Source organism: Streptomyces sp. NPDC059003, assembly GCF_042740445.1.
In the GTDB taxonomy this organism is placed as follows: domain Bacteria; phylum Actinomycetota; class Actinomycetes; order Streptomycetales; family Streptomycetaceae; genus Streptomyces.
Genome location: NZ_JBHYJH010000027.1, coordinates 1 through 20289, shown reverse-complemented (window position 1 = coordinate 20289; position 20289 = coordinate 1). Strand labels below are relative to the sequence as shown.

Annotated in this window: 21 protein-coding genes; 6 read left to right on the top strand and 15 right to left on the bottom strand. The window is 68.9% G+C overall.

The features are described 5' to 3' along the window. The first annotated feature begins 143 nt into the window (after positions 1–143). Positions 144–1115, top strand: coding sequence for a cytochrome c oxidase assembly protein (locus ACFWZ5_RS13325; RefSeq protein ID WP_384790465.1), 972 nt, complete (start codon positions 144–146; stop codon positions 1113–1115). A gap of 101 nt (positions 1116–1216) precedes the next feature. After that, a complete protein-coding gene (locus ACFWZ5_RS13320; protein WP_384790468.1) occupies positions 1217–1375 on the top strand; it encodes a hypothetical protein in 159 nt (52 codons plus the stop codon). 30 nt (positions 1376–1405) lie between these two features. On the opposite strand, the gene ACFWZ5_RS13315 is transcribed toward ACFWZ5_RS13320, so the two are convergent. Next, entirely contained in the window at positions 1406–1783 is a 378-nt protein-coding gene (locus ACFWZ5_RS13315) for an SSI family serine proteinase inhibitor (protein WP_384790470.1), read from the bottom strand. A 155-nt stretch (positions 1784–1938) separates the two neighbouring features. Between ACFWZ5_RS13315 and ACFWZ5_RS13310 the strand changes: the two genes are divergently transcribed. The 3 genes from ACFWZ5_RS13310 (at position 1939) to ACFWZ5_RS13300 (ending at position 4282) form a co-directional block, all read left to right on the top strand. Next, the gene (locus tag ACFWZ5_RS13310; protein WP_384790473.1) at positions 1939–2673 is read left to right on the top strand and encodes a lysophospholipid acyltransferase family protein; all 735 of its coding nucleotides are present in this window, start codon (positions 1939–1941) and stop codon (positions 2671–2673) included. Positions 2674–2748: 75 nt separating this feature from the next. Next, on the top strand, positions 2749–3792 hold the full coding sequence (locus ACFWZ5_RS13305) for an NAD-dependent epimerase/dehydratase family protein (protein ID WP_384790476.1): 1044 nt from the start codon (positions 2749–2751) through the stop codon (positions 3790–3792). A gap of 1 nt (position 3793) precedes the next feature. Then, positions 3794–4282, top strand: a complete 489-nt coding sequence (locus ACFWZ5_RS13300; RefSeq protein WP_384790479.1) for a YbaK/EbsC family protein — start codon at positions 3794–3796, stop codon at positions 4280–4282. A 21-nt stretch (positions 4283–4303) separates the two neighbouring features. Here ACFWZ5_RS13300 and ACFWZ5_RS13295 read toward each other — a convergent pair whose 3' ends face one another. From ACFWZ5_RS13295 to ACFWZ5_RS13230, 14 genes are all read right to left on the bottom strand, one after another. Continuing rightward, positions 4304–5911 (bottom strand): alpha/beta hydrolase, encoded by a 1608-nt coding sequence (locus ACFWZ5_RS13295; RefSeq protein ID WP_384890724.1) that lies wholly within the window; start codon positions 5909–5911, stop codon positions 4304–4306. Positions 5912–6132: 221 nt separating this feature from the next. Next, on the bottom strand, positions 6133–7314 hold the full coding sequence (gene xerC / locus ACFWZ5_RS13290; protein WP_384790485.1) for a tyrosine recombinase XerC: 1182 nt from the start codon (positions 7312–7314) through the stop codon (positions 6133–6135). Beyond that, the gene (locus ACFWZ5_RS13285) at positions 7314–7502 is read right to left on the bottom strand and encodes a helix-turn-helix domain-containing protein (protein WP_384790488.1); all 189 of its coding nucleotides are present in this window, start codon (positions 7500–7502) and stop codon (positions 7314–7316) included. Before ACFWZ5_RS13285 ends, xerC begins: the two co-directional genes overlap by 1 nt. Then, the gene (gene repSA / locus ACFWZ5_RS13280) at positions 7499–8893 is read right to left on the bottom strand and encodes a replication initiator protein RepSA (protein WP_384790491.1); all 1395 of its coding nucleotides are present in this window, start codon (positions 8891–8893) and stop codon (positions 7499–7501) included. Before repSA ends, ACFWZ5_RS13285 begins: the two co-directional genes overlap by 4 nt. After that, positions 8890–9291, bottom strand: a complete 402-nt coding sequence (locus tag ACFWZ5_RS13275) for a DNA cytosine methyltransferase (protein ID WP_384790494.1) — start codon at positions 9289–9291, stop codon at positions 8890–8892. The genes repSA and ACFWZ5_RS13275 overlap by 4 nt, the downstream gene beginning before the upstream one ends. Positions 9292–10026: 735 nt before the next feature. Beyond that, on the bottom strand, positions 10027–12267 hold the full coding sequence (locus ACFWZ5_RS13270) for a restriction endonuclease (RefSeq protein WP_384790497.1): 2241 nt from the start codon (positions 12265–12267) through the stop codon (positions 10027–10029). Between the two features lie 794 nt (positions 12268–13061). Next, a complete protein-coding gene (locus ACFWZ5_RS13265; RefSeq protein WP_384790500.1) occupies positions 13062–13307 on the bottom strand; it encodes a hypothetical protein in 246 nt (81 codons plus the stop codon). Positions 13308–13480: 173 nt separating this feature from the next. After that, the gene (locus tag ACFWZ5_RS13260; RefSeq protein WP_384790503.1) at positions 13481–14287 is read right to left on the bottom strand and encodes an urease accessory protein UreD; all 807 of its coding nucleotides are present in this window, start codon (positions 14285–14287) and stop codon (positions 13481–13483) included. Then, a complete protein-coding gene (gene ureG, locus ACFWZ5_RS13255) occupies positions 14269–14952 on the bottom strand; it encodes an urease accessory protein UreG (RefSeq protein WP_384790506.1) in 684 nt (227 codons plus the stop codon). Before ureG ends, ACFWZ5_RS13260 begins: the two co-directional genes overlap by 19 nt. 182 nt (positions 14953–15134) lie before the next feature. Further along, entirely contained in the window at positions 15135–15809 is a 675-nt protein-coding gene (locus ACFWZ5_RS13250; protein ID WP_384806010.1) for an urease accessory protein UreF, read from the bottom strand. Between the two features lie 9 nt (positions 15810–15818). Further along, positions 15819–17540, bottom strand: coding sequence for an urease subunit alpha (locus tag ACFWZ5_RS13245; RefSeq protein ID WP_384806012.1), 1722 nt, complete (start codon positions 17538–17540; stop codon positions 15819–15821). Next, entirely contained in the window at positions 17533–17889 is a 357-nt protein-coding gene (locus ACFWZ5_RS13240; protein WP_384806014.1) for an urease subunit beta, read from the bottom strand. Before ACFWZ5_RS13240 ends, ACFWZ5_RS13245 begins: the two co-directional genes overlap by 8 nt. A 16-nt stretch (positions 17890–17905) precedes the next feature. Continuing rightward, positions 17906–18208: an urease subunit gamma gene (locus ACFWZ5_RS13235; protein WP_030676640.1), complete on the bottom strand. Its 303-nt coding sequence runs from the start codon at positions 18206–18208 to the stop codon at positions 17906–17908. A gap of 218 nt (positions 18209–18426) precedes the next feature. Beyond that, positions 18427–19047, bottom strand: a complete 621-nt coding sequence (locus ACFWZ5_RS13230; RefSeq protein ID WP_384806016.1) for a TetR/AcrR family transcriptional regulator — start codon at positions 19045–19047, stop codon at positions 18427–18429. 139 nt (positions 19048–19186) lie between these two features. On the opposite strand from ACFWZ5_RS13230, the gene ACFWZ5_RS13225 reads away from it, so the two are divergent. Then, positions 19187–20209 (top strand): ABC transporter permease, encoded by a 1023-nt coding sequence (locus ACFWZ5_RS13225; protein ID WP_384806018.1) that lies wholly within the window; start codon positions 19187–19189, stop codon positions 20207–20209. The last annotated feature ends 80 nt before the right edge of the window (positions 20210–20289 follow it).

The window sequence follows — 20289 nt, the reverse complement described above, 5'->3', positions numbered from 1 at the left end:
GCGGAAGCACGCGGTCCTGAATCCGCCCCCGGTCGCGAGCGCGGCCGGGGGCGGTTCTACTCTGGTGCGGACACACTGCGCACAATCTGTACGAAACAGCACCGCGCACCCTCTCACTCTCTGCACGAAACAGGAGCCAGCGGATGGATCACGGCGGGCACGGCATGCACGGCATGGACCATGGGATGAACATGGACCTGCCGCCGTTCACCCTGAGCCGCGGTCTCGAACCCTCGGCCGAGCCCTTCTTCCTCATCGGCGGCATCCTGGCCCTCGCCCTGTACGGCTGGGGCGTGCTCCGCCTCGTACGGCGCGGCGACAAGTGGCCCGTCGGCCGCACCGTGGCGTTCGTCGTGGGCGTCCTGAGCGTGCTGCTCGTGATGTGCACCAAGCTCAACGACTACGGCATGGTCCTGTTCAGCGTGCACATGGTGCAGCACATGGTGATCAGCATGCTGTCGCCGATCCTGCTGCTCCTCGGCGCGCCGATCACGCTCACGCTGCGCGCACTGCCGCCCGCGGGCCGCGGCCGCACGGGCCCGCGCGAACTGCTGCTCGCGCTGCTCCACAGCCGGTACATGCGGATCATCACGCACCCGGCGTTCACGATCCCGATGTTCATCGCGAGCCTCTACGCGCTGTACTTCACGCCGCTCTTCGACACCCTCATGGGCTCCAAGGCCGGGCACATCGGGATGATGGTGCACTTCCTCGCCGTCGGCCTGATCTTCTTCTGGCCGATCATGGGCGTGGACCCGGGCCCGCACCGCCCCGGCTATCTGATGCGGATGCTGGAGCTGTTCGCGGGCATGCCGTTCCACGCGTTCTTCGGCATCGCGCTGATGATGGCGTCCGAGCCCATGATCGACACGTACAAGAACCCGCCGGCCTCGCTCGGCGTCGAAGCGCTCGCCGACCAGAACGCGGCGGGCGGCATCGCCTGGGCGTTCAGCGAGATCCCCTCGGTGCTCGTCCTGATCGCCCTGCTCTTCCAGTGGTACCGCTCCGACCAGCGCGAAGGCCGCCGCAAGGACCGCGCCGCCGACCGCAACGGGGACAAGGAGCTGGAGGAGTACAACGCCTATCTGGCCGCACTGGCCGCGCGCGGCCGCTAGCGGCGGGGCCCGCTCACGGGTGAGGATGGCTCCGAGGCCACGGTCTCGGCGCTCCGGAATCCGGACACGCCCGGGGCCGTCTGTCGTGAGGAGGCAGGGCGATGCCGGGTTCTACGAAGACGATGGGCGCGTTCACCATCGGCGGACTTGTCATGGTGACCGCCTACACGGTGGCGCTCGGCAGCAACGGCTGGCTGTGGTTCGGCTGGGTCGTCCTCGGGCTCATCACGGTGGCGATGATCTTCTCGCGTACGACGTGAGGGGCCCGGGCGGCCGAGGCTGCCCGGGCGTCAGAACGCGAAGGCGGCGCCGGTCGCCGCGCGCAGCACGCACGCGTTGGGGTACGTCCGCCGCCAGGTGACCGTCCGGTCCCGGAGCGGGCCCGTGGCGCTCGCGGTGACGGGGTCGTACTCCTTGATGCAGTGGCGCCGCTCCCCCGGCAGCGCGTCGAGGTCGCCGTCCGCCGCGTCGAGCTGGGCGCAGGCCTGCCGCGCGTGCGGGTGGTGGCCGGACGGCTCGGGCGCGCAGTGCAGGACGACGCCGCGGGCCCAGGTGTGGTGGCTGCCCGAGATCGTGAGGATCAGGCCGCGCTCGCGGGGCGTGGCGGCGGCGGGTGCGGCGGCGGCCACGAGCGCGAGCAGGGCGGCGGTGACAGTGAGTGAGCGCATGGCTCAGCGCACCCCCGGAGCGTGACGCCCGCTCAGCACGCACGCCGACGCCTCCCCCGCCCGGCCCCGCGACACGACCCGAACGGGCTCTCGCCTCCTGGCCGCCGATTGACTACTGTGCGTCGGCACCACCCCCGGGGGAAGGCGGCGCCCGCATGTTCTACCTACTCCTCAAGTACGTGCTCCTCGGGCCACTGCTCCGGCTGATGTTCCGGCCCAGGATCGAGGGCCTCGAGCACATCCCGGAGACCGGCGCGGCGATCGTCGCCGGGAACCACCTGTCGTTCGCCGACCACTTCCTGATGCCCGCCATCATCAGGCGGCGCATCACCTTCCTCGCGAAGGCCGAGTACTTCACGGGCCCCGGCGTGAAGGGCCGGCTCACCGCCGCGTTCTTCCGCAGCGCCGGGCAGATCCCCGTGGACCGCTCCGGCAAGGAGGCGGGGCAGGCCGCGATCCGCGAGGGGCTCGGCGTCCTGCGCAAGGGCGAGCTCCTCGGCATCTACCCCGAGGGCACCCGCTCGCACGACGGGCGCCTGTACAAGGGCAAGGTCGGCGTGGCCGCGATGGCGCTCAAGGCCCAGGTCCCGGTGGTCCCGTGCGCGATGATCGGCACCTTCGAGGCCCAGCCGCCCGGCCAGGTCGTGCCCCGCTTCAAGCGGGTGACGATCCGCTTCGGCGAGCCCCTGGACTTCACGCGCTACGTCGGCATGGACGGCGAGAAGGCGGTCCTGCGCGCGGTCACCGACGAGATCATGTACGCGATCCTCGGCCTCTCCGGTCAGGAGTACGTCGACAAGTACGCCGCCGTGGTGAAGGCGGAGGAGGCCGCCGAGCACACGGGCAGGCGGCCGTTACAGGACCGGTTCCCGAGGATGCCGCTGAGCTGATTCGGCCCCGAAGTCCTCGTCTGCTCACCGCTAAACCCCCTGCGGCCCGCCGCGCCCCGGCCGTACGGTCCGGTCATGAAACAAGCGGTGGTGATCGGCGCGACGGGACAGATCGGGCGAGCGACGGTGCGGGCGCTCGCCGAGGACGGCTGGGAGGTGACGGCGGCCTCGCGCGGGGGCGGGCGCGACGACGCCTGGCCGGACGGCGTGCGGGCGGCGCGCGTCGACCGCGAGGACGACGCGGCGCTCGCGGAGCTGGTCGGGGACGGCTGCGACGTACTCGTCGACGTGGTCGCGTACGGCGCGGAACACGCCCGCCAGGTGGGGTCCCTCACCGGCCGCGTCGGGTCGGCCGTGGTGATCTCCAGCGGTGCGGTGTACGAGGACGAGCGGGGCCGCGGCTTCGACACCCAGGGCGAACCCGACGGCTTCCCGCGGTACCCGGTGCCGATTCCCGAGACCCAGCGGACGGTCGGGCCCGGCGAGGCCACGTACGGCACGAAGAAGGTCCGCCTCGAACGGGACCTGCTCGCGCTCGGTGACGCGCTGCCGACGACGCTGCTCCGGGCGGGCGCGGTGCACGGCCCGCACTGCCGCTCGCCGCGCGAGCTGTACTTCGTCAAGCGCGTCCTCGACCGGCGGCGCACCCGCGTCCTGAGCCGGGGCGGCGCGAGCCGCTTCCACCCGGCGAGCACCCGGAACCTGGCGGAGCTGATCCGGCTCGCCGCGGCGAAGCCGGGCCCGCGGATCCTCAACGCGGCCGACCCGGACGCGCCCACGGTCCAGGAGATCGGCGCCGCGGTCGACGCCGTCATGGGCTTCGAGAGCGAGACGGTCCTCGTCCCCGGCGAGGCGCCCGGCAAGGGCGTCGGCCTCACGCCGTGGACCACGGCGCATCCGGTGGTGTACGACATGTCCGCCGCCGAGCGGGAGTTGGGCTACGCGCCCGTGACGACGTACGCCGACTCGCTGCCGGACACGGTCGGCTGGCTGGTGGACCGGCTCGGGGGGCGGGACTGGCGGGCGGCCTTCCCCGCCCTGGCCCGCGCATATGATCCAGTGATCGATCTCTTCGACTACCAGGCGGAGGACGCCTGGCTGGCACAGCGGGAGGCCTGAGGTGTCCGAGCAGCACGCCCAGTACACGAAGCTCATCGGACTGCTTGACGAGCGCGGCGCGGCGTACCGCGTCATCGAGCACGAACCGGAGGGCGCCACGGAGGCGGTGAGCGCGCTGCGCGGCCACGAGCTCGCGCAGGCCGCCAAGTGCATCGTGGTGATGGTGAAGCTGGACAAGAAGACGAAGCGGTACGTCCTCGCGGTCGTGCCCGGCGACCGGCGCGTGGACCTGAACGCGATCAAGGCGCTGGTCGGCGGGGTCTACGCGGGCTTCGCGACGCAGGAGGTCGCGGAGCGGCTCTCGGGGAGCGTGAGCGGCACGATCCTGCCGTTCTCCTTCGACCCCGAGCTCGAACTGGTCGTGGATCCCGACCTGTTGGCCCACGAGGAGCTGTTCTTCAACGCGGCCCGTCTGGACCGCTCGCTCGCGCTGAGCACCGCGGACTACCGGGAGATCGCGCAGCCGAGGCTTGAGGCGATCTCCCAGTAGCCACCGGGGTGCGCTACGGCGTTACGGCTTGGGCGTGGCGTGCGGCGCGCACGTCACGTCCTGGCTGTCGACCTTGCCGGTCAGCAGGTAGGCGTCGACCCGCTCGTTCAGGCAGGGGTTCGCCAGGTTGGTGATGCCGTGCGAACCGGCGTCCTTCTCGGTGATCAGACGCGAGCCCTTGAGCCGCTTGTGCAGCTCGACGGCGCCCTCGTACGGGGTGGCCGCGTCACGCGTGGACTGGGCGATCAGGACCGGGGGCAGGCCCTTGCCGGTCTTGACCTCGGTCGGCTGGTGCTGCTTGCTGGGCCAGGTGGCGCAGGGCAGGTTCATCCAGGCGTTGGCCCAGGTCATGAACGGGTGGTCCTTGTGGAGGCGGGTGTTGTCCCGGTCCCACTTCTTCCAGCTGGTGGGCCACTTGGCGTCCGCGCACTCGACGGCGGTGTAGACGGCGTTGCCGTTCTCCGCGTCCTTGTTGCCCGCGATGTCGGACATGTCCGGGGCGGCGGCCTTGATCAGCGGCTCGCGGTCACCGGCGACGAACTTGCTCCAGTTCGTGGCGATCCTGACCCAGTAGGAGTCGTAGTACGGCGCCTTCTGGAAGTACCCGATCAGCTCGGCCGGGCCGACGGCACCGCCGAACGGCGCCCGCTTGGCCTCGGCGCGCAGCTTGGTCCACTGCGCGTACACCTTCTCCTGCGTGTCACCCAGGTGGAAGGTCGAGTCGTACTTGGCGACCCAGGTCATCCAGTCCTTGAGCCGGACCTCGAAGGCGACGTCCTGGTCGAGGTTGGCCTCGTACCAGATCTTCTCCTTCGACGGGTTCACGACCGAGTCGACGACCATGCGGCGCACGTGCGACGGGAAGAGCGTGGCGTACACGGCGCCCAGGTAGGTGCCGTAGGAGACGCCCAGGTAGTTGAGCTTCTTGTCGCCGAGCGCGGCGCGCAGGACATCGAGGTCACGGGCGCTGTTCCGCGTCGTCATGTGCGGCAGCATCCAGCCGCTGCGCTCCTTGCAGCCGTCCGCGTACTCGGCGGCGAGCTTGCGCTGGGCGCGCTTGTCGGCCGCGGAGTCGGGCACCGGGTCGAGCTTCGGCGCCTTCACGAACTCCTGCGGGTCGACGCAGGAGATGGGCGTGGAGCGGCCCACACCGCGCGGGTCGAACCCGACGAAGTCATACGCCTTCGAGGTCTTCTCCCACAGCGGCAGCTTGTTCGCGACGCGCAGCGGGAAGCCCATGCCGGAGGCACCGGGGCCGCCCGGGTTGTACACCAGGGAGCCCTGCCGCTCCTCCTTGGTGCCCGTGCTGACGGCACGGTCGACGGCCAGCTTGATCTGCTTGCCGTTCGGCTTGGCGTAGTCGAGAGGCACGGTGATCCAGCCACACTGGACCGGCTGCGGGAGCTCCCACTCCTTGGGACAGTCCTGCCAGTCGATGCCCTTCTTGGCCGCCCGGGCCGCGGCGACGGCCGCGCCGCGGGCCTCGCGGTCCTTGGCGTACGCGGTACGGGCCTCACCCGTACCCTGGGCGCGCGCCGCGGGCGCGGCGGGCGCCCCGGCTATCAGCGTCACCGCAACGAGCGAGCCCGCAGACCCGAGCGTCACCGCCCGCCGGGTCCTCGTGGTCATCGGGGTACGTCTCAAGTGGGGCCTCCCGCACATAGATTTGGTCAATCCCTCGGTACGGGGATACTTCCGCCTGTGAGGTCCCTGACAACAGACGTGGTTGTGGTTCTTTACCAATCCGATAAACGGAGTCCTTAGTACCGGTGAACGGCCACGGCAGGTCAGAGACCCGACCCCTGGAAGGGACCGGGCCTCTGACGCGGACTGCGTGTCTAACTGAGTGACTACGACTCGGGCGCGGGCCCGAAGATGCCGTCCATGGCGGTGGCTCCGGTCTGGATGACCGGCCGGATCTGCTTCCGGTAGACGGTCTCTGTCGTGGTCTGGTTGGAGTGGCCGACGAGCCGCGAGATCTCTTCGAGCGGCACGCCGGAGTCGGAGAGCAGGGACACGAAGGACGTCCGCATCTCGCGCGTCGTCCACTCGTAGGGCTTGATCTCGACTCCTTCGACCTTGACCCGGCCGAGGACGCGTCGGAACTCGCGTCGCGCGGCGGTCGCGTCGAGCTGCGTGCCGACGCTCGTGGTGAAGACGAGCCCGTTCTCCCGCCACCTGTCCCCCGCGGCGACGCGTTGGAGACGCTGGCGCTCGCGCTGGACCTTGAGCGCGTCGATCGCCCGGCCGGGCAGCGCGAGCGTGCGGCGCGACTTGCGGGTCTTGGTGTCCCCCGTGCGCCGGACCGACCGCCACACCGCGATGTGCGGAGGAACCGCGGGCTCGGCTTCCGGGTCGCCCTCAAGGTCCACATGCTCCCACGTCAGCGGACGAAGCTCCTCCGTCCGGCCCCCGGTGAGGAGCGACACGGTGATGTACGCGTACATCGGGGACTCTTCGGCGGCGACGAGCACCCCCTCTGCTTGCGCGAGAGACAAGGACTTCGAGGGACGCCCGGGTTGCCCCGTCGGCACGTCGCACAGCTCGACGACGTTGCGCTTCACCTTGTCCCGGGCCATGGCGCGCTTCACGGAGCGGTTCAGGCATGCGCGGATCATGGTGAGCGAAGTCGTGCTGAGCACCTTGGCCTTCTCCTCCAACCACCTGTCCACGTCGTCGGCGCTCAAGTCGCGGAGCTTCCGTGCACCAAGGTCGGGGATCACGTGGCACTTGCAGAGGCTCTTGCAGGTGCCGAGCGTGCTGTTCTCGTCGCGGCCAGGGAGCCCGTAGGCAAGCCAGTCAGTCACCGCGTCCTTGACCGTGTAGCCCGTCGGCGCGATCGCGAGACCGTCTTCGTAGTCCCGCAGCACCTCTTTGAGCTTGGCCTTGGCTGCCGTCTTCGTCCTCCCACTGGCCCGCTTCACGATCCGCTTGCCTCTGGGGTCGTAGCCGAGACTGGCTGACGCGATCCAGCGTTGGCGCTTGTCGTCCCAGTGGAGACCACCGTCACCCCGGATTCGGCGCTTGGGCATCAGGCCGCCTCCTCAAGCCGTGCGCGGAGGTAGTCCTGAAGGGCGCTCTCGGGGATGCGTCGGGCACGGCCCTCGGTGATGGAGACGAGGCGCTTCGTGCGGATCAGGTCGTAGACCTTGGTGCGCCCGTACTTCAGCCGCGCCATGACTTGCGGCACGGTCAGGAGGACGACAGGGGCGGTGGTCATGGTGCGACTCCTTCCAGAGCGAGTTGGGCGGGCAGTTCTTGGCGGGCGGTTGCGCGGTTGGCCTGGATGTCGCGGTGGATCGAAGCGGCGAGCCAGGATTCGCCGGGGGTGTGGCCGTGTCCGGCGTAGGTCCAGTGGGCGAGGGTGAGCACGCTTGCTTCGGGGTGTTCGTCGGGGTCGGGCAGGCCGAGGGCCTGGCGTTGCTGTGCGGCGCGGTAGTCGGCGCGGACCTGGCGCAGGGCGCCCAGGGTGGTGGAGTAGCGGCGGGACTTGGTGGAGAAGTGGCCGCGGAAGCCGAGCATGTGGGCCCAGTCGCGTAACTTCCGCTCGGGGTAGGCGGCGTGGAGGTCGAGGCAGGCTTCGATCAAACGCCGGGGGTGGTCGGGGACGTTGAGGAGGGTGAGGGCTTCCTTGTTGCCGATGCGACGATCCACGGTGCCCGTCGTCTCCGCCGCCTTGGTGGCGTACTTGGCGACGTAGGAGGCCACGGCCTGTTCAGTGATCTCTTCGCCGTGGCCGAAGGCGCCGATGGGTTGCAGGTCGAGTTGGGTGCCCCAGGACAGGGTCCGGGCCGGCTGGCCGTCGGCTGGGGGGACGTCGACGCGGACGCGGGCAGCGGCCGCGTGGATGGCGTCGGTGAGCAGGGCGAGGGTGGCCCATGCCGGCGGCGGGGTGTCGGGTCCGTCGGGTCCGTCGAAGCGGATCACGGCGTGGAAGTGCACGGCGCCGCGTTTCTGGTACTCGGCGACCTTGCCGAAAGACAGCCGGGAGGCTTCGCGGGCGGCTTTCTGGGTGAGCCCTGCCCGGCGTGCGATCTCGCGGCGGAGGTAGATCGTGAAGTAGCGCCACAGGTCGCTCGCGTGGTTGTTCCACAGCACGGCGCCCGCGTAGTCGTAAGTGTCCGGGTCGAGCGGAGTGCCGAGTTCGGGCGCGTCCTCAGTGTGGCGGGTGCCGCAGCGGCAGCGGCCGGACGTGGGGCGGTTGTGGACGGGGCCGAACGAGGGCGCGGTGAGGGTGGCGAAGATGCGGGGGTGGTCGCGCACGGTGGGCGGGGTGCCTTTGGCGGGGTCGCCGACGAGTCCGGCGCGGATGAGGTGGTAGGTGTCGCCGGCGTAGGTCCAGGCGCAGGCCGGGCAGCGGGAGGCACGGCGGTTGCCGCAGGCGATGCGCAGCACGCCGCCGGGTTCGCGGTCGGTGGTGTAGGCGTGCAGCACGGTCTTGTTGGCCGGGTCGATGGTCCGGGTCCCGCCGGTCAGGCGGATCGGGTCGGCGCATCCGCCGGTGCGGCTGATCTGCTCGTGCCAGCGGTCGAAGTCCGGTTGCCCGGCCACCCGTAGTGCGTCGGTGAGGGTGGCCGGGTCCGGGCCCGCCAGGGTGGCGGTGTCGGTCATGCGGCCACCTCCAGCGCTGCCGGGATCAGGGGGCGCAGGGCGGCAGTGGCGAGCAGGGGCGGGACGGCGTTGCCGATCTGTTCGAACTGGCGGGTCTTGGTGCCCTGGAAGGGGTAGCCGGGAGGGAACGTCTGGAGAGCGGCGGCTTCCTGGATGCTGATCCGCACCGAGTCGTAGCCCGCGGGCGTCTGGGAGTGCCAGGAGACGTCGTTGCCCGCGTGTCCGAACACCAGGGTCGCGGCGGGTTCGTCGGCCCGGCGGACGGTGGCGTTGGCGCGGTTGCTGTGCTTGAGGACCCATTGAGCGCCGGTTTTCCCGGTCAGTGTGGGCGCCGGGCGGGTATGCGGGTTGACTGTCTGCCGTGTCCCGTCAGGGCGCTGGTCTCGGTTGGTGTGCAAGAGCCAGGCGCCGCGCTTCTGGGCGTCGAGGAGGGCTTTGCGGGCCTGCGTCGGGAAGGGTTCGGCTCCTCCGGTTTTGCCGCCGCCGGCAGCCGGAGGCCCCCAACCGCCCCAGCCGCGGGGCCACGCCCCAGGTGGCGCGGGCCAAGCCCGTGAACTTCCACCACCACGATCCGACCTTGTAGGGGGAACGCTTCAGCATCCCTAAGACCACAAGGCGCACGCATCAAGAACACCCTCACCAGGCCCGAGCCGTCCCGCAAGGGGCTCAATCCGAAGGATCGAGGGTCCCAAAGGGGTGGGACGCCGCCCCGCCGCTAAATGTCTCCGCCGCCGCTGCAGGTCGCCGTCCGTTACCCACCCACAGGGCTAAGAACCCAGCACCGGACCATGAGGTCAAGGGGATTGCCGCACCTCAAGGTCACAGACACTTTGTGTTACCGATCAGGCCGGATCGTGGCGGCGGAAGTCCACGGGCTCACCCGCTACCTGGGTCGTGGCCCCGTGGCTGGGGCGGTCGGCTCCACGGCTTTAGGCAGCCACTTTGGGGCGAGCCTCGAAGATCACGGCCCACACGTCCTGCTTTAACGGGCAGGTCCACAGACTGCCCGACTCGCCGGAAGCTTAATGGGCCATGATCACTCGCCCCAAAGCAGCTCCCGCCCAAAGCCGCTCCATCGACCTAGTTAGCAACCTGCACCTCGGTTAACCTCTGGAAATTGCTCACCATTAGAGTCACTCACGCTCATGTCGTGATGACGATAGAGACTGCATTAGGCCAAATACAGGATCACCTTCATGCGCATCGACGCCTATATCATTTTCGTCAAAGTCATCATATTGGCCCATCTCGGCCGCCTCAATCCCTTCCCAGGACGCCACACCAAGATCGCTCATCATCTGCTCCCAGTCGGGCCAAAAGTTCTCTCTAGGAGCCCACTGTTCTGCAAAATGCAGCGCTACTTCGACATCGTCGTAGCCAACATCCCCCCAGGCATCGTCATATTCATCCAGAATTCCGTAGGCAACGCCAACGGCCGCATCACAGATCCTGAAACATGTGGCTTCACCCAGAAAGTCTACGAGCTCTAGCGCGTAGAGCGCGGCACGAACAGGAGCAGCCCGCCCCTCTTCCCGATTAAGGATTGCACTCAACCCTTCCAGCCGCACACTTTCATAACAGGCTCGGATGTGTGGATTCTTTGACTCTCCGACACCCTTGATCAGTTCAAGTATTTCCGAGAAGTATCGAATTCTATAAACAACACCTCGAGTGGACAGCATTTCAGCAACCCGCTTTGCGAGCTTTGCATTTCCGGAGGCTTCCGCAATTTCAAACGAAGACACGATGAGCGAAGAGCCGAATGCGCGATCGGTGCCGCCTTTACCACAGAATGTTAGCGCCGAGTCGGCCAGAATGCTGACGTACGCCTCATACTCATCCAACCCTTCGGTGAACCGTTGAAGAAGGAGAGACCACAATTTCTCAAGCTGCTCAAAGGATCGCACGGCTGAAATTATGTCAGCCAAAGCTGACGGGTGACTGAACAACTCTCCAACAACAAATTCAGACGCCGAGGGATTATGGAACTCCACTGTCGGGAAGCTCCCCTGACGAACGGAAAGGAATGTACCATCCAGCACTTGAAGGCTTTGCCTGATCTGGGGTCGCGTCCAGCCAGTTCGCGCAAGCAGTGCATTTTCGAGTGCGGATACTTGCCCTCGCGGCAGCGTTAGGACAACGGAGAGCAAATCGCGTTCCCACTTAGACAACTGAAGCTCATAGATGTGCTGCCAAACAAGGGCAGGATCATCCAAGTTGCCTACAAGTTGTGATGATGGGTGCCCGAGACTCGCATCAAAGTCCGCAGCTAGCGTGGCAGAGATTACGCGCGGGTTGAAATTCCTGTGTTCAATTACTGGCTCATAGTTGCCCGGAATGGAAAACATCGCCTTGATTTCATCTGGCCAAGCCGACCAAAAGACATGGTTGTACAGAATCGCCGCTCGAACGTCGCGAGTGTATTGATCCACTTCAACAGTAAACGTCATAGGTGAGAAATCTGCACTACTCAGCCGCTCGTACCTCTGCCGAGCTTGCTCCAAAATGTATCCACGAGTCGTGCAGATGAGTCTTTTGCGAGGATCCCCTTTGATTCTCTTCATGATGGATATCAAGCGTTGGTCTTCGTTCTTGTTAAGCTTATCATCAAGTACGCTTTGTCCCAGAAAATCGTCGTACACAAATAGCTGACGGGCCCTCTTGTCCCAAAGTCGGTATGCGTCCTCGATATCTGCAGAGATGTGCACTAGCTCATAGCCCTGATCCGCATAGTTCGCAGACAGGATGTGAGCTAGCGTAGTCTTCCCCACTCCCGGAATTCCTGAAATTATGCAGACATGTGACTCTTCGAGCAGGCCCAATGCTTGACGAAAACTATCATTCGGTACATATGTCCGCAGAGTTTCCTGCACCTCTTCCGAAAAGTGCTCTGACCTCCACAGGACATTACGCGACAATGCCGACTCAAGCACCGTGGCGTCATTCAACCACAGCCTAATGTGCCGCCTGACAATTTCAGGCCGAGACGCAATGAATCTCGTAATGTCTTCAAGTCCGAGAATGTCGGACGGTGACTTTACATACGGATCGAAATCCGCCTGAATGACTTCTTTGGCTTGTGGATTCATTGGAACGCTCGTGGCAATAATATAGCGTTCCGGCTCCAGCTTTCTAACTTTCGGCAGCTCGTCCTTCTTCAGGCGGCGAATGAAAGTGGAACGGTCGGACTTAAACCAATGTTTGCACTGGATCACGATACTCGATCCGCGCGCTGACATATAGCGCAGATCGATTCCCTTATCTGCGCCCTGAGAGAAGATCTCCAGCCTAACTCCGAGAATCTCCTCCAGCACGTCTTTACAGAGCGCCTCGAAATCATAGTCCGTCAATTTCTGGAGATCGAAAGAGTCCATGCCCCCACCTATTCAAAGCTGCACTGCGCAGTTACCTACTGTAATGGCATCGATCAGGCGACGCGTGGTAAGTGGTGAACTTTGTTGGTCCCTCAGGCAGGGCAGGGCGGTCGGGGCTACAAAGGCTCGGCCCACCGACGCCATGATGCCGAGTCGATTGTGGGTCGAGCTAGACCAGGCCAGCGCCGCAGACCTACACGAGGTGCTGTGGCTCGTAGGTGAACACCTTGCGGCCAGCGCGCCTATGCCACCTCTGCCCCGCTAGACGAACGAGCTGCTGGGGCAGGTGTTTCGGGCGCTGACCGACACCCTGGGCATGAGCAGTACCTATACGTGGCCCTGCGGCGTATCTACGGGATGGCTCCAGTACTGGCACCTGAGCGTCGCCCTGACCATGAGAGATCCGCGGGACCCAACCGGCCTCCGAAGCCGTTGCAGTTTCGCTGCAACGGCACCACCCTCAGACGAATACGTATCGACGTTGCCCCTCCAGACCCCAAGTATCGTCACTCCACAGCAGGTCAGAGCTCTATGGCTACACAAGTGCACGGGGCCCTTCGGGGCAATTGACCGCAAGTCGCCACCATGCGGCACTGAGTGTCTAACTACGTGACAATTCCGACGGACGACCCCGGACAGGCGCGAACAGCGGCGGCCCATCCGGGCAGGTCAGCTGACCAGTTGGCCCCGCTCAAACCCTCCCCTGACTTGCCAATCCGATAAACGGAGTCCTTAGTACCGGTGAACGGTTCCCGCATGTCGCGGCGAGGGTTGCTTCGGCGCCCAGCAGTGCCTCACCGCGCCCCCACGGCGGCGAGGACGAGCACAGGCTCGACATGGACCGGGAAGCCGACATAGCGCTCCAGCACTGCCTGCACGCGATGGGCCTCCGTCTCGCTCTTGCGCCCGTCGGTCGTGCGCCGCAGCAGCCAGTTGACGACCCGTTGGGCCGACGTGGGCCCCTCTGCCGCGAGAAGCTTGCGCAGGCTCTCACCGGGGCGGTTCGACGCGAGATCATCCCCGGGCAGCAGAGGAGGCAACTGCGGTGCGAGGGTTGCTTCCTGCCACGGAAAGGACAGTTGATAGCGCAGGGCGTCGACCGGCGGAGTACGGTCCGCTCATGCCGCGTGACTGCGTGACAACGCCCACGGACGGCGACGAGCGCACGCGAAGGGAAGCTGCCCGTCACAACCGGAGCGGGGCGTACGGCGGGCTAGTCCAAGGTGCTCAGGGCCTCGTCCAGGGTGCGGCGGAGGTGTCGGGCGTCTGGCATGACTGCTGTGATCAGGACGGCGGGGCCGGGGAGGGGGGTGAGGGCTGCCCATTCGGTCAGGAGGGTGGGGCGGGGGCGCTGCGTTTCGAACTCTGGTGTTACGACTATGAGTTGGCCTACCGCGCGGTGGCCCGCCAGGACTGCGGGGCCGTCCCAGCCTGTGGGGGCGCCGGGGCCGCAGTGCAGTTCCTGGTCGAGGAGTGGGCGGCCTGCGTGGCGTACGGTCAGGCGGGTGCTGAGTCGGCCCGGGGCCTCGCCGGTCCGGCCGAGGACCTGTTCCTCGCGCAGCACCAGGCGCCCGCCCGGAGCCACGTCGACGTTTGTCGTGACCCGCAGGGCGCTTCCCCGGACCGAGATCAGCTGTTCGGGCAGCCAGCGCAGTTCGGCGCCCTCGGCGACGGTCAGACGCACGTCGTAGCGGGCGTCGGAGCCGTCCTGGCCGGGCAGCGCCAGCGTCGCCGCGGCGGAGCCGACGCGCAGCCGTGCCCCCGCCTCTGCCGTCGCCTCCACGGCCAGGTGGTCGCCGCCCAGCGGTCCGCTCATCGCCCCCACGAGCGTCACGTGGGCCTCGCGGCCCGCGGCACGGGTGCGGCGGAGCGCGAGCGGGCCGTCGCTGTCCAGCACGGGCAGCGCCGTGCCGCCCCGTCCGTCGGCGCGGGCGACCACTCGGGCCGTGGCGTGGACGCCCGCCGGAGCGTGCGGGGCCGCCTTGCCTGCCAGGGAGTGCGTCACGGTGACGTCGTCCATGCCGCGTACTGTGCGCGCACCCAACCCGCGACCTCCGCGACGTGGTCCTGAGACCTCAGCGACTGGAAGACCACCGGCAGTTCCGCGCGCTGCGCCTTCGCGTCGGCGGCCATGCGGGCCAGGTCGGAGCCCACGTGCGGGGCGAGGTCGGTCTTGTTCACGACCAGGAGGTCGGCCGTCGTGACGCCCGGGCCGCCCTTGCGCGGGATGTCGTCGCCGCCCGCCACGTCGATCACGAAGATCTGCGCGTCGACCAGGCCGCGCGAGAACGTGGCCGTCAGGTTGTCGCCGCCGGATTCGACGAGGATGAGGTCGAGGGGGCCCACCTCGTCCTCCAAGTCCTCCACCGCCTCCAGGTTCGCGGAGATGTCGTCCCTGATGGCCGTGTGGGGGCAGGCGCCCGTCTCCACCGCCGTGATCCGCTCCGGCGGCAGCACGGCCTCCCTGAGCAGGAATTCGGCGTCCTCCTTGGTGTAGATGTCGTTCGTCACCACGGCCAGGGAGAGTTCGTCGCGGAGTGCGTGGCAGAGGGCCGCGACGGTGGCTGTCTTGCCGGAGCCGACCGGGCCGCCCAGGCCGATCCTCAGGGCTCGGCGGGTGCCGTCCGGGCGGTGGGCGTCCGCGCTTATCGCGGTGGCGTGGTCGTGGGAGTGGTCCAGGTGCATGGGTGCTCCTTGTTGTTGGGGGGCTGGGTGGTGGTGCGGGTGGGTGGGTGCCGCGCGGGGCGCCCCAGGCCCGCCCCTTCCCGAACTAGAGGGCTGCGCCCCCTAGCACCCCGCCTTATCGGCGCTGCGCGCCTCGTCCTCAAACGCCGGACGGGCTGGATCCATCGGGAGCTCTCGACCGGCTATGACGCGAACAGGCGCACCGGCCGAGCCGCATGTGCCTCCCCCCAGATCTCAAGGAGGGGGGCCGAGCCCGCGGGGAGGGCGTCGGTGCCGTCGGCCACGGCTCGCGCGGCCGCCGCGGAGGCACGGTGGGCCACGTCGTCCAGGTCGGGCCCCAGCCGCGCGAGTGCCGCCGTCGCGTCGAAGGGGTCGAGGCTGAGCAGTCGTACGACGGCGGTCGCGGGGCCGCTCACGCTCTCGTACGCCGCGCAGTACGCCGCGTCATCGGGCCCGAGCCCGGCGGCCCGCGCGGTCACGCCGAGGACGACCGGCTGGTGGGCGCCCTTGGGGAACCGGCGGGCGAGGGCGTCGAGTTCGGGGCAGGGCCAGGCCGCGCGGGCTGCCCGCAGGAGCTGGCGTCCCAGTTTGCGGGCGGCGGCCCGCAGGGCGGCGGACGGAGTCCGGGCGTCCGCGGCGGCGTCGAGTGTCACCGGGTCGAGACCGAGGGCGGCGGCCGCGGCGAGGCCGGCGTTCACCAGGCCCGTCGTGTGCAACCGCCCGCGGCAGAACTCCTCCAGACTCGCGGCCCCGGTGATCCGCCCGGCCTTGACCGCCGCTTCGGCGCCGCCGGAGTGGGCGTGCCCGCCGGCGGGGAAGCGGCCGTCGGCCAGGACGAGGAGTGCGGCTCGTGACATCGGCACCCCTCAGAAGAGGAAGTACCGCTGGGCCAGCGGCAGCTCGGCGGCGGGGGCCGGCTCGACGAGTTCGCCGTCGATGGTGACGGCGAAGCTGTCGGGGGCGACCTCCACGCGGGGCAGCGCGTCGTTCTCGCGCATGTCGGCCTTCGTGCGTCCGCGCGTGGAGCGGATGGCCACGAAGGGGCGGTCCAGGGCGAGCCGCTCCGGCAGACCGTCGTCCAGGGCGGACTGGGTCACGAAGTTCAGGGAGTTGCGGGCGGGCGCCTTGCCGTGGGCGCCGAACATGGGGCGCGGCAGGACCGGCTGGGGCGTCGGGATGGAGGCGTTGGCGTCGCCCATCTGCGCGTACGCGATCTGGCCGCCCTTGAGGACCACGTGCGGCTTCACGCCGAAGAACGCCGGGTCCCACAGGACCAGGTCGGCGAGCTTGCCGCTCTCCACCGAGCCGACCTCGTGCTCGATGCCCTGCGCGACGGCCGCGTTGATCGTGTACTTGGCGACGTACCGCCGTGCCCGGTGGTTGTCGGCGCGGGTGTCGCCGGGCAGGGAGCCCCGGCGGCGCTTCATCACGTGGGCCGTCTGCCAGGTGCGCATGATGACCTCGCCGACGCGGCCCATCGCCTGCGAATCCGACGACATGATGGAGATGGCGCCCAGGTCGTGGAGGATGTCCTCGGCCGCGATGGTGGTCGGGCGGATGCGGGACTCGGCGAAGGCGAGGTCCTCCGGCACCGCGGGGTTGAGGTGGTGACAGACCATCAGCATGTCGAGGTGCTCCTCGACGGTGTTGACGGTGTGCGGGCGCGTCGGGTTGGTGGAGCTCGGCAGCATGTTGGGCAGCGAGACCGCCGTGATCATGTCGGGGGCGTGGCCGCCGCCCGCGCCCTCGACGTGGAAGGCGTGCATCGTGCGGCCCGCGACGGCGGCGAACGTGGCGTCGACGAAGCCCGCCTCGTTCAGCGTGTCGGTGTGGACGGCGAGCTGGGCGCCGGTCTCCTCGCACACGTTCAGGCAGGCGTCGATCACGGCGGGCGTCGCGCCCCAGTCCTCGTGGATCTTGAAGCTGACGGCGCCGGCGCGGAGCTGGGCGTGCATCGACGCGGCGGACACGGTGTTGCCCTTGCCCAGGAAGCCGATGTTGACCGGGCTCGACTCCATCGCCGCGAACATCCTCGCCAGGTGCCAGGCGCCGGGGGTGATCGTGGTCGCCTTGCTGCCCTCGGCCGGGCCCGTGCCGCCGCCGATGAGCGTGGTGACGCCGGAGGCGAGGGCCTCGTCGACGATGGTCGGCGAGATGAAGTGGATGTGCGTGTCGATGCCGCCCGCGGTGAGGATCCTGCCGTTGCCCGCGAGGACCTCGGTCTCGGGCCCGATGACGAGGTCGGGGTGCACGCCGTCCATCGTGTCCGGGTTGCCCGCCTTGCCGATGCCGGTGATCCGGCCGTCGCGGATGCCGACGTCGGCCTTGACGACGCCCCAGTGGTCGAGGATCACGGCGCCGGTGACGACGGTGTCCGGCGCGCCCTCGGCGCGGGTCGTGCGGGACTGGCCCATCGACTCGCGGATGACCTTGCCGCCGCCGAACACCGCCTCGTCGCCGGAGAGTCCGGGCCCGCCGGCGCGGTCCTCCTCGATCTCGACGAGCAGATCGGTGTCGGCGAGCCGGATCCGGTCACCGGTGGTGGGGCCGAAGAGGTCCGCGTACGCGGGCCGGGAGAGCTCAGGCATCGGGGGCACCTCCGGCCCGGTCGGCGGGGGTGTGGGCGGGCGCGTCGAGCGGGCCCGCGGTCTCGCCGCGCAGGCCGGGTACGACCCGCGCTCCGGCGAGCGGGACGAGTTCGACGTCGACGGGGATGCCGGGCTCGAACCGCACGGCGGTGCCCGCGGCGATGTTGAGCCGCTTGCCGTGGGCGGCGGCCCGGTCGAAGTCGAGCCCGGGGTTGGCCTCGGCGAAGTGGTAGTGGGAGCCGACCTGGACGGGGCGGTCGGCGGCGTTGAGGACGGTGAGACGGGTGGTCGCGCGGCCCTCGTTGAAGGGCACGGGCGCGTCGGCGAAGAGGATCTCTCCGGGGATCACTGGCGCGTAACTCCCGTCACACGATCGGGTCATGGACCGTGACGAGCTTGGTGCCGTCCGGGAAGGTGGCTTCGACCTGGACGTCGTGGATCATCTCCGGGATGCCCTCCATGACGTCGTCCCGCGTGAGCACCCTGCGCCCCGACGACATCAGGTCGGCGACGCTGCGGCCGTCGCGGGCGCCTTCGAGGATGTGCGAGGTGATGAGCGCGATCGCCTCGGGGTGGTTGAGGCGGAGCCCGCGCGCCCTGCGCTTCTCGGCCACGTCGGCGGCCACATGGATGAGCAGTCTCTCCTGCTCGTGCGGGGTCAGTTGCACGTCCCACCTCACAGTCCTCGCGCCGGACCGTGCGGGGTCCGGCTGCCGCGGCCACCGCGACGATAGATGTAGCGCGCAGCGATATGCGCGCCCTTGCGCACCTTAGCTACGGAGATCTCCAGGTGGCGTGGCGTGGCAGGCTAGTGGGGCGGAGTTTCAGCGAGGTTAACCACTCTTTGACCCGGCCATGACCGTCAGCGGGGTTCCGCCATACCCGTTCACCTGGGCCCCGCCATGCTCATCAGGCCACGCAGCCCCTGCTGCAACGCCTCGACCGGCACGTCGTCGAACAGGGCGATCTGGGCGACGAATCCCTGCGCGGCCGCGATCATCGTCCGCGCGACGTGGTCGGCCGGGACGTCGTCACGGATCATGCCCGCCGCCTGGTAGCCCTCGACGATCCCGACCCAGGCCGCGCGCACCCGGTCGTAGCCGGACTGCATGACCTCGCGCAGCTCGGGGTTGCGCAGCGTCTCCGTCCACACCTGCACGATCAGGCGCGGGAAGTAGGGCCTGTCGCCGTCGCGCAGGCCCGGCTTCAGGTCGAGCACCTGGCCGAACGCTCGGCCGACCAGGACGTCCGGGGGCGGGGGCGGCGTCTCGCGCCCCGCGGCCTCGAAGGTCTCCCTGAGCTCGCGGAGCACCTCGCCGACGATGGCGCCGATCAACTCCTCCTTGCCGCTGAAGTAGCGGTACACCGCGCCCGCCGAGAGGCCGACCTCCTTCAGCACGTCCTGCATGGAGGTGGCGTGGAAGCCGTTGCGGGCGAAGCAGAGCGCGGCGCCGTCGAGGATCTGACGGCGACGGGCGTCGAGGTGTTCCTGGGATACGCGAGCCATGGCGCTCAACGTAAAACGAACATTCCTTCTTGACAAGTGCGAGAGCCCGCCCTCACAGTGGGGCCAGGAGCAAAAACGAACGATCCTTCTCTATAGCCCGCTCTTCACAGCGCTCTACGTGACTTCGTTGGAGAACCCCATGTCCACGCCGCCCACCGCCTCGCCGACACCGGCACCGGCACCGGCACTGACCCGCCGCATGATGACGGTCGCCCTCCTCGTCCCCGTCATCGTGGCGTTCACCCTGTGGGCCTTCGCCTGGCCCGCCGCCAGGACCGCGCCGCGCGACCTGCCGCTGGGCGTCGCGGGCCCGGCGGTCGCGACCGGTCCCGTGCAGCGGCAACTGGAGCAGCGCGAGGGCGCGTTCGACATCCACCGGTACGCCGACGAGGCGGCGGCCCGCGCCGCGATCGAGGACCGGACCGTGTACGGGGCGGTCGTCGCGACCGAGCGGGGCCCGAAGCTCCTGACGGCGTCGGCCGCGAGCCCGGTCGTGGCCCAGCTCCTCAAGGAGGCCGTCACCGCGGGGGCGCCGGAGGGCACGCGGATCGCGACGGTCGACGTGGTGCCCGCGCCCGCCGGCGACCCGCGCGGCTCAGCCCTGGGGGCGAGCGTGCTGCCGATGGCGATCACGGGGGTCGCGGCGGGCGCCCTGGTGGCACTGCGCGGCCTGCGCGGCGCCCGTGCCGTCGGCGCCCTGCTGGCCGCCGCGGCACTCGTGGGCCTGGTCGCGGCCGCGCTCACGGACAGCTGGCTCGGCATCCTGACCGGCAACTGGTGGGCGGAGGCAGGGACCCTGGGCCTGTCGACGCTCGCCGTGGCCGCCGCCGTCGCCGGGTGCGCGGCGCTGCTCGGACCGGCCGGGATCGGCGTGGGCGCCCTCCTCATGGTGCTGCTCGGCAACCCGTTCTCGGGCGTGACGAGCGCGCCGCAGCTGCTGCCCGAGCCGGTCGGCCTGATCGGTCAGCTGCTTCCGCCGGGCGCGGGCGGCTCGCTGCTCCGGTCGGTGGCGTTCTTCGACGGCGCGGCGGCCACGGGGCCCGTGGTCACGCTCGCCGTCTGGGCCGGGCTCGGCCTGACGGCCGTGCTGCTCGGGGCGCGGCGCGGGCGCCGTACGCCGATGGCACCGGCCGTGCCGCGCGAGCCGGCGGCGGTGGCCTGACGCGGGGTTCCGCCGAGGCAGCCGTGCGCCCCCGCTGTAGCGGACGGGGGCGCACGGCTTTCGCGTGTGTGCCACGGCAC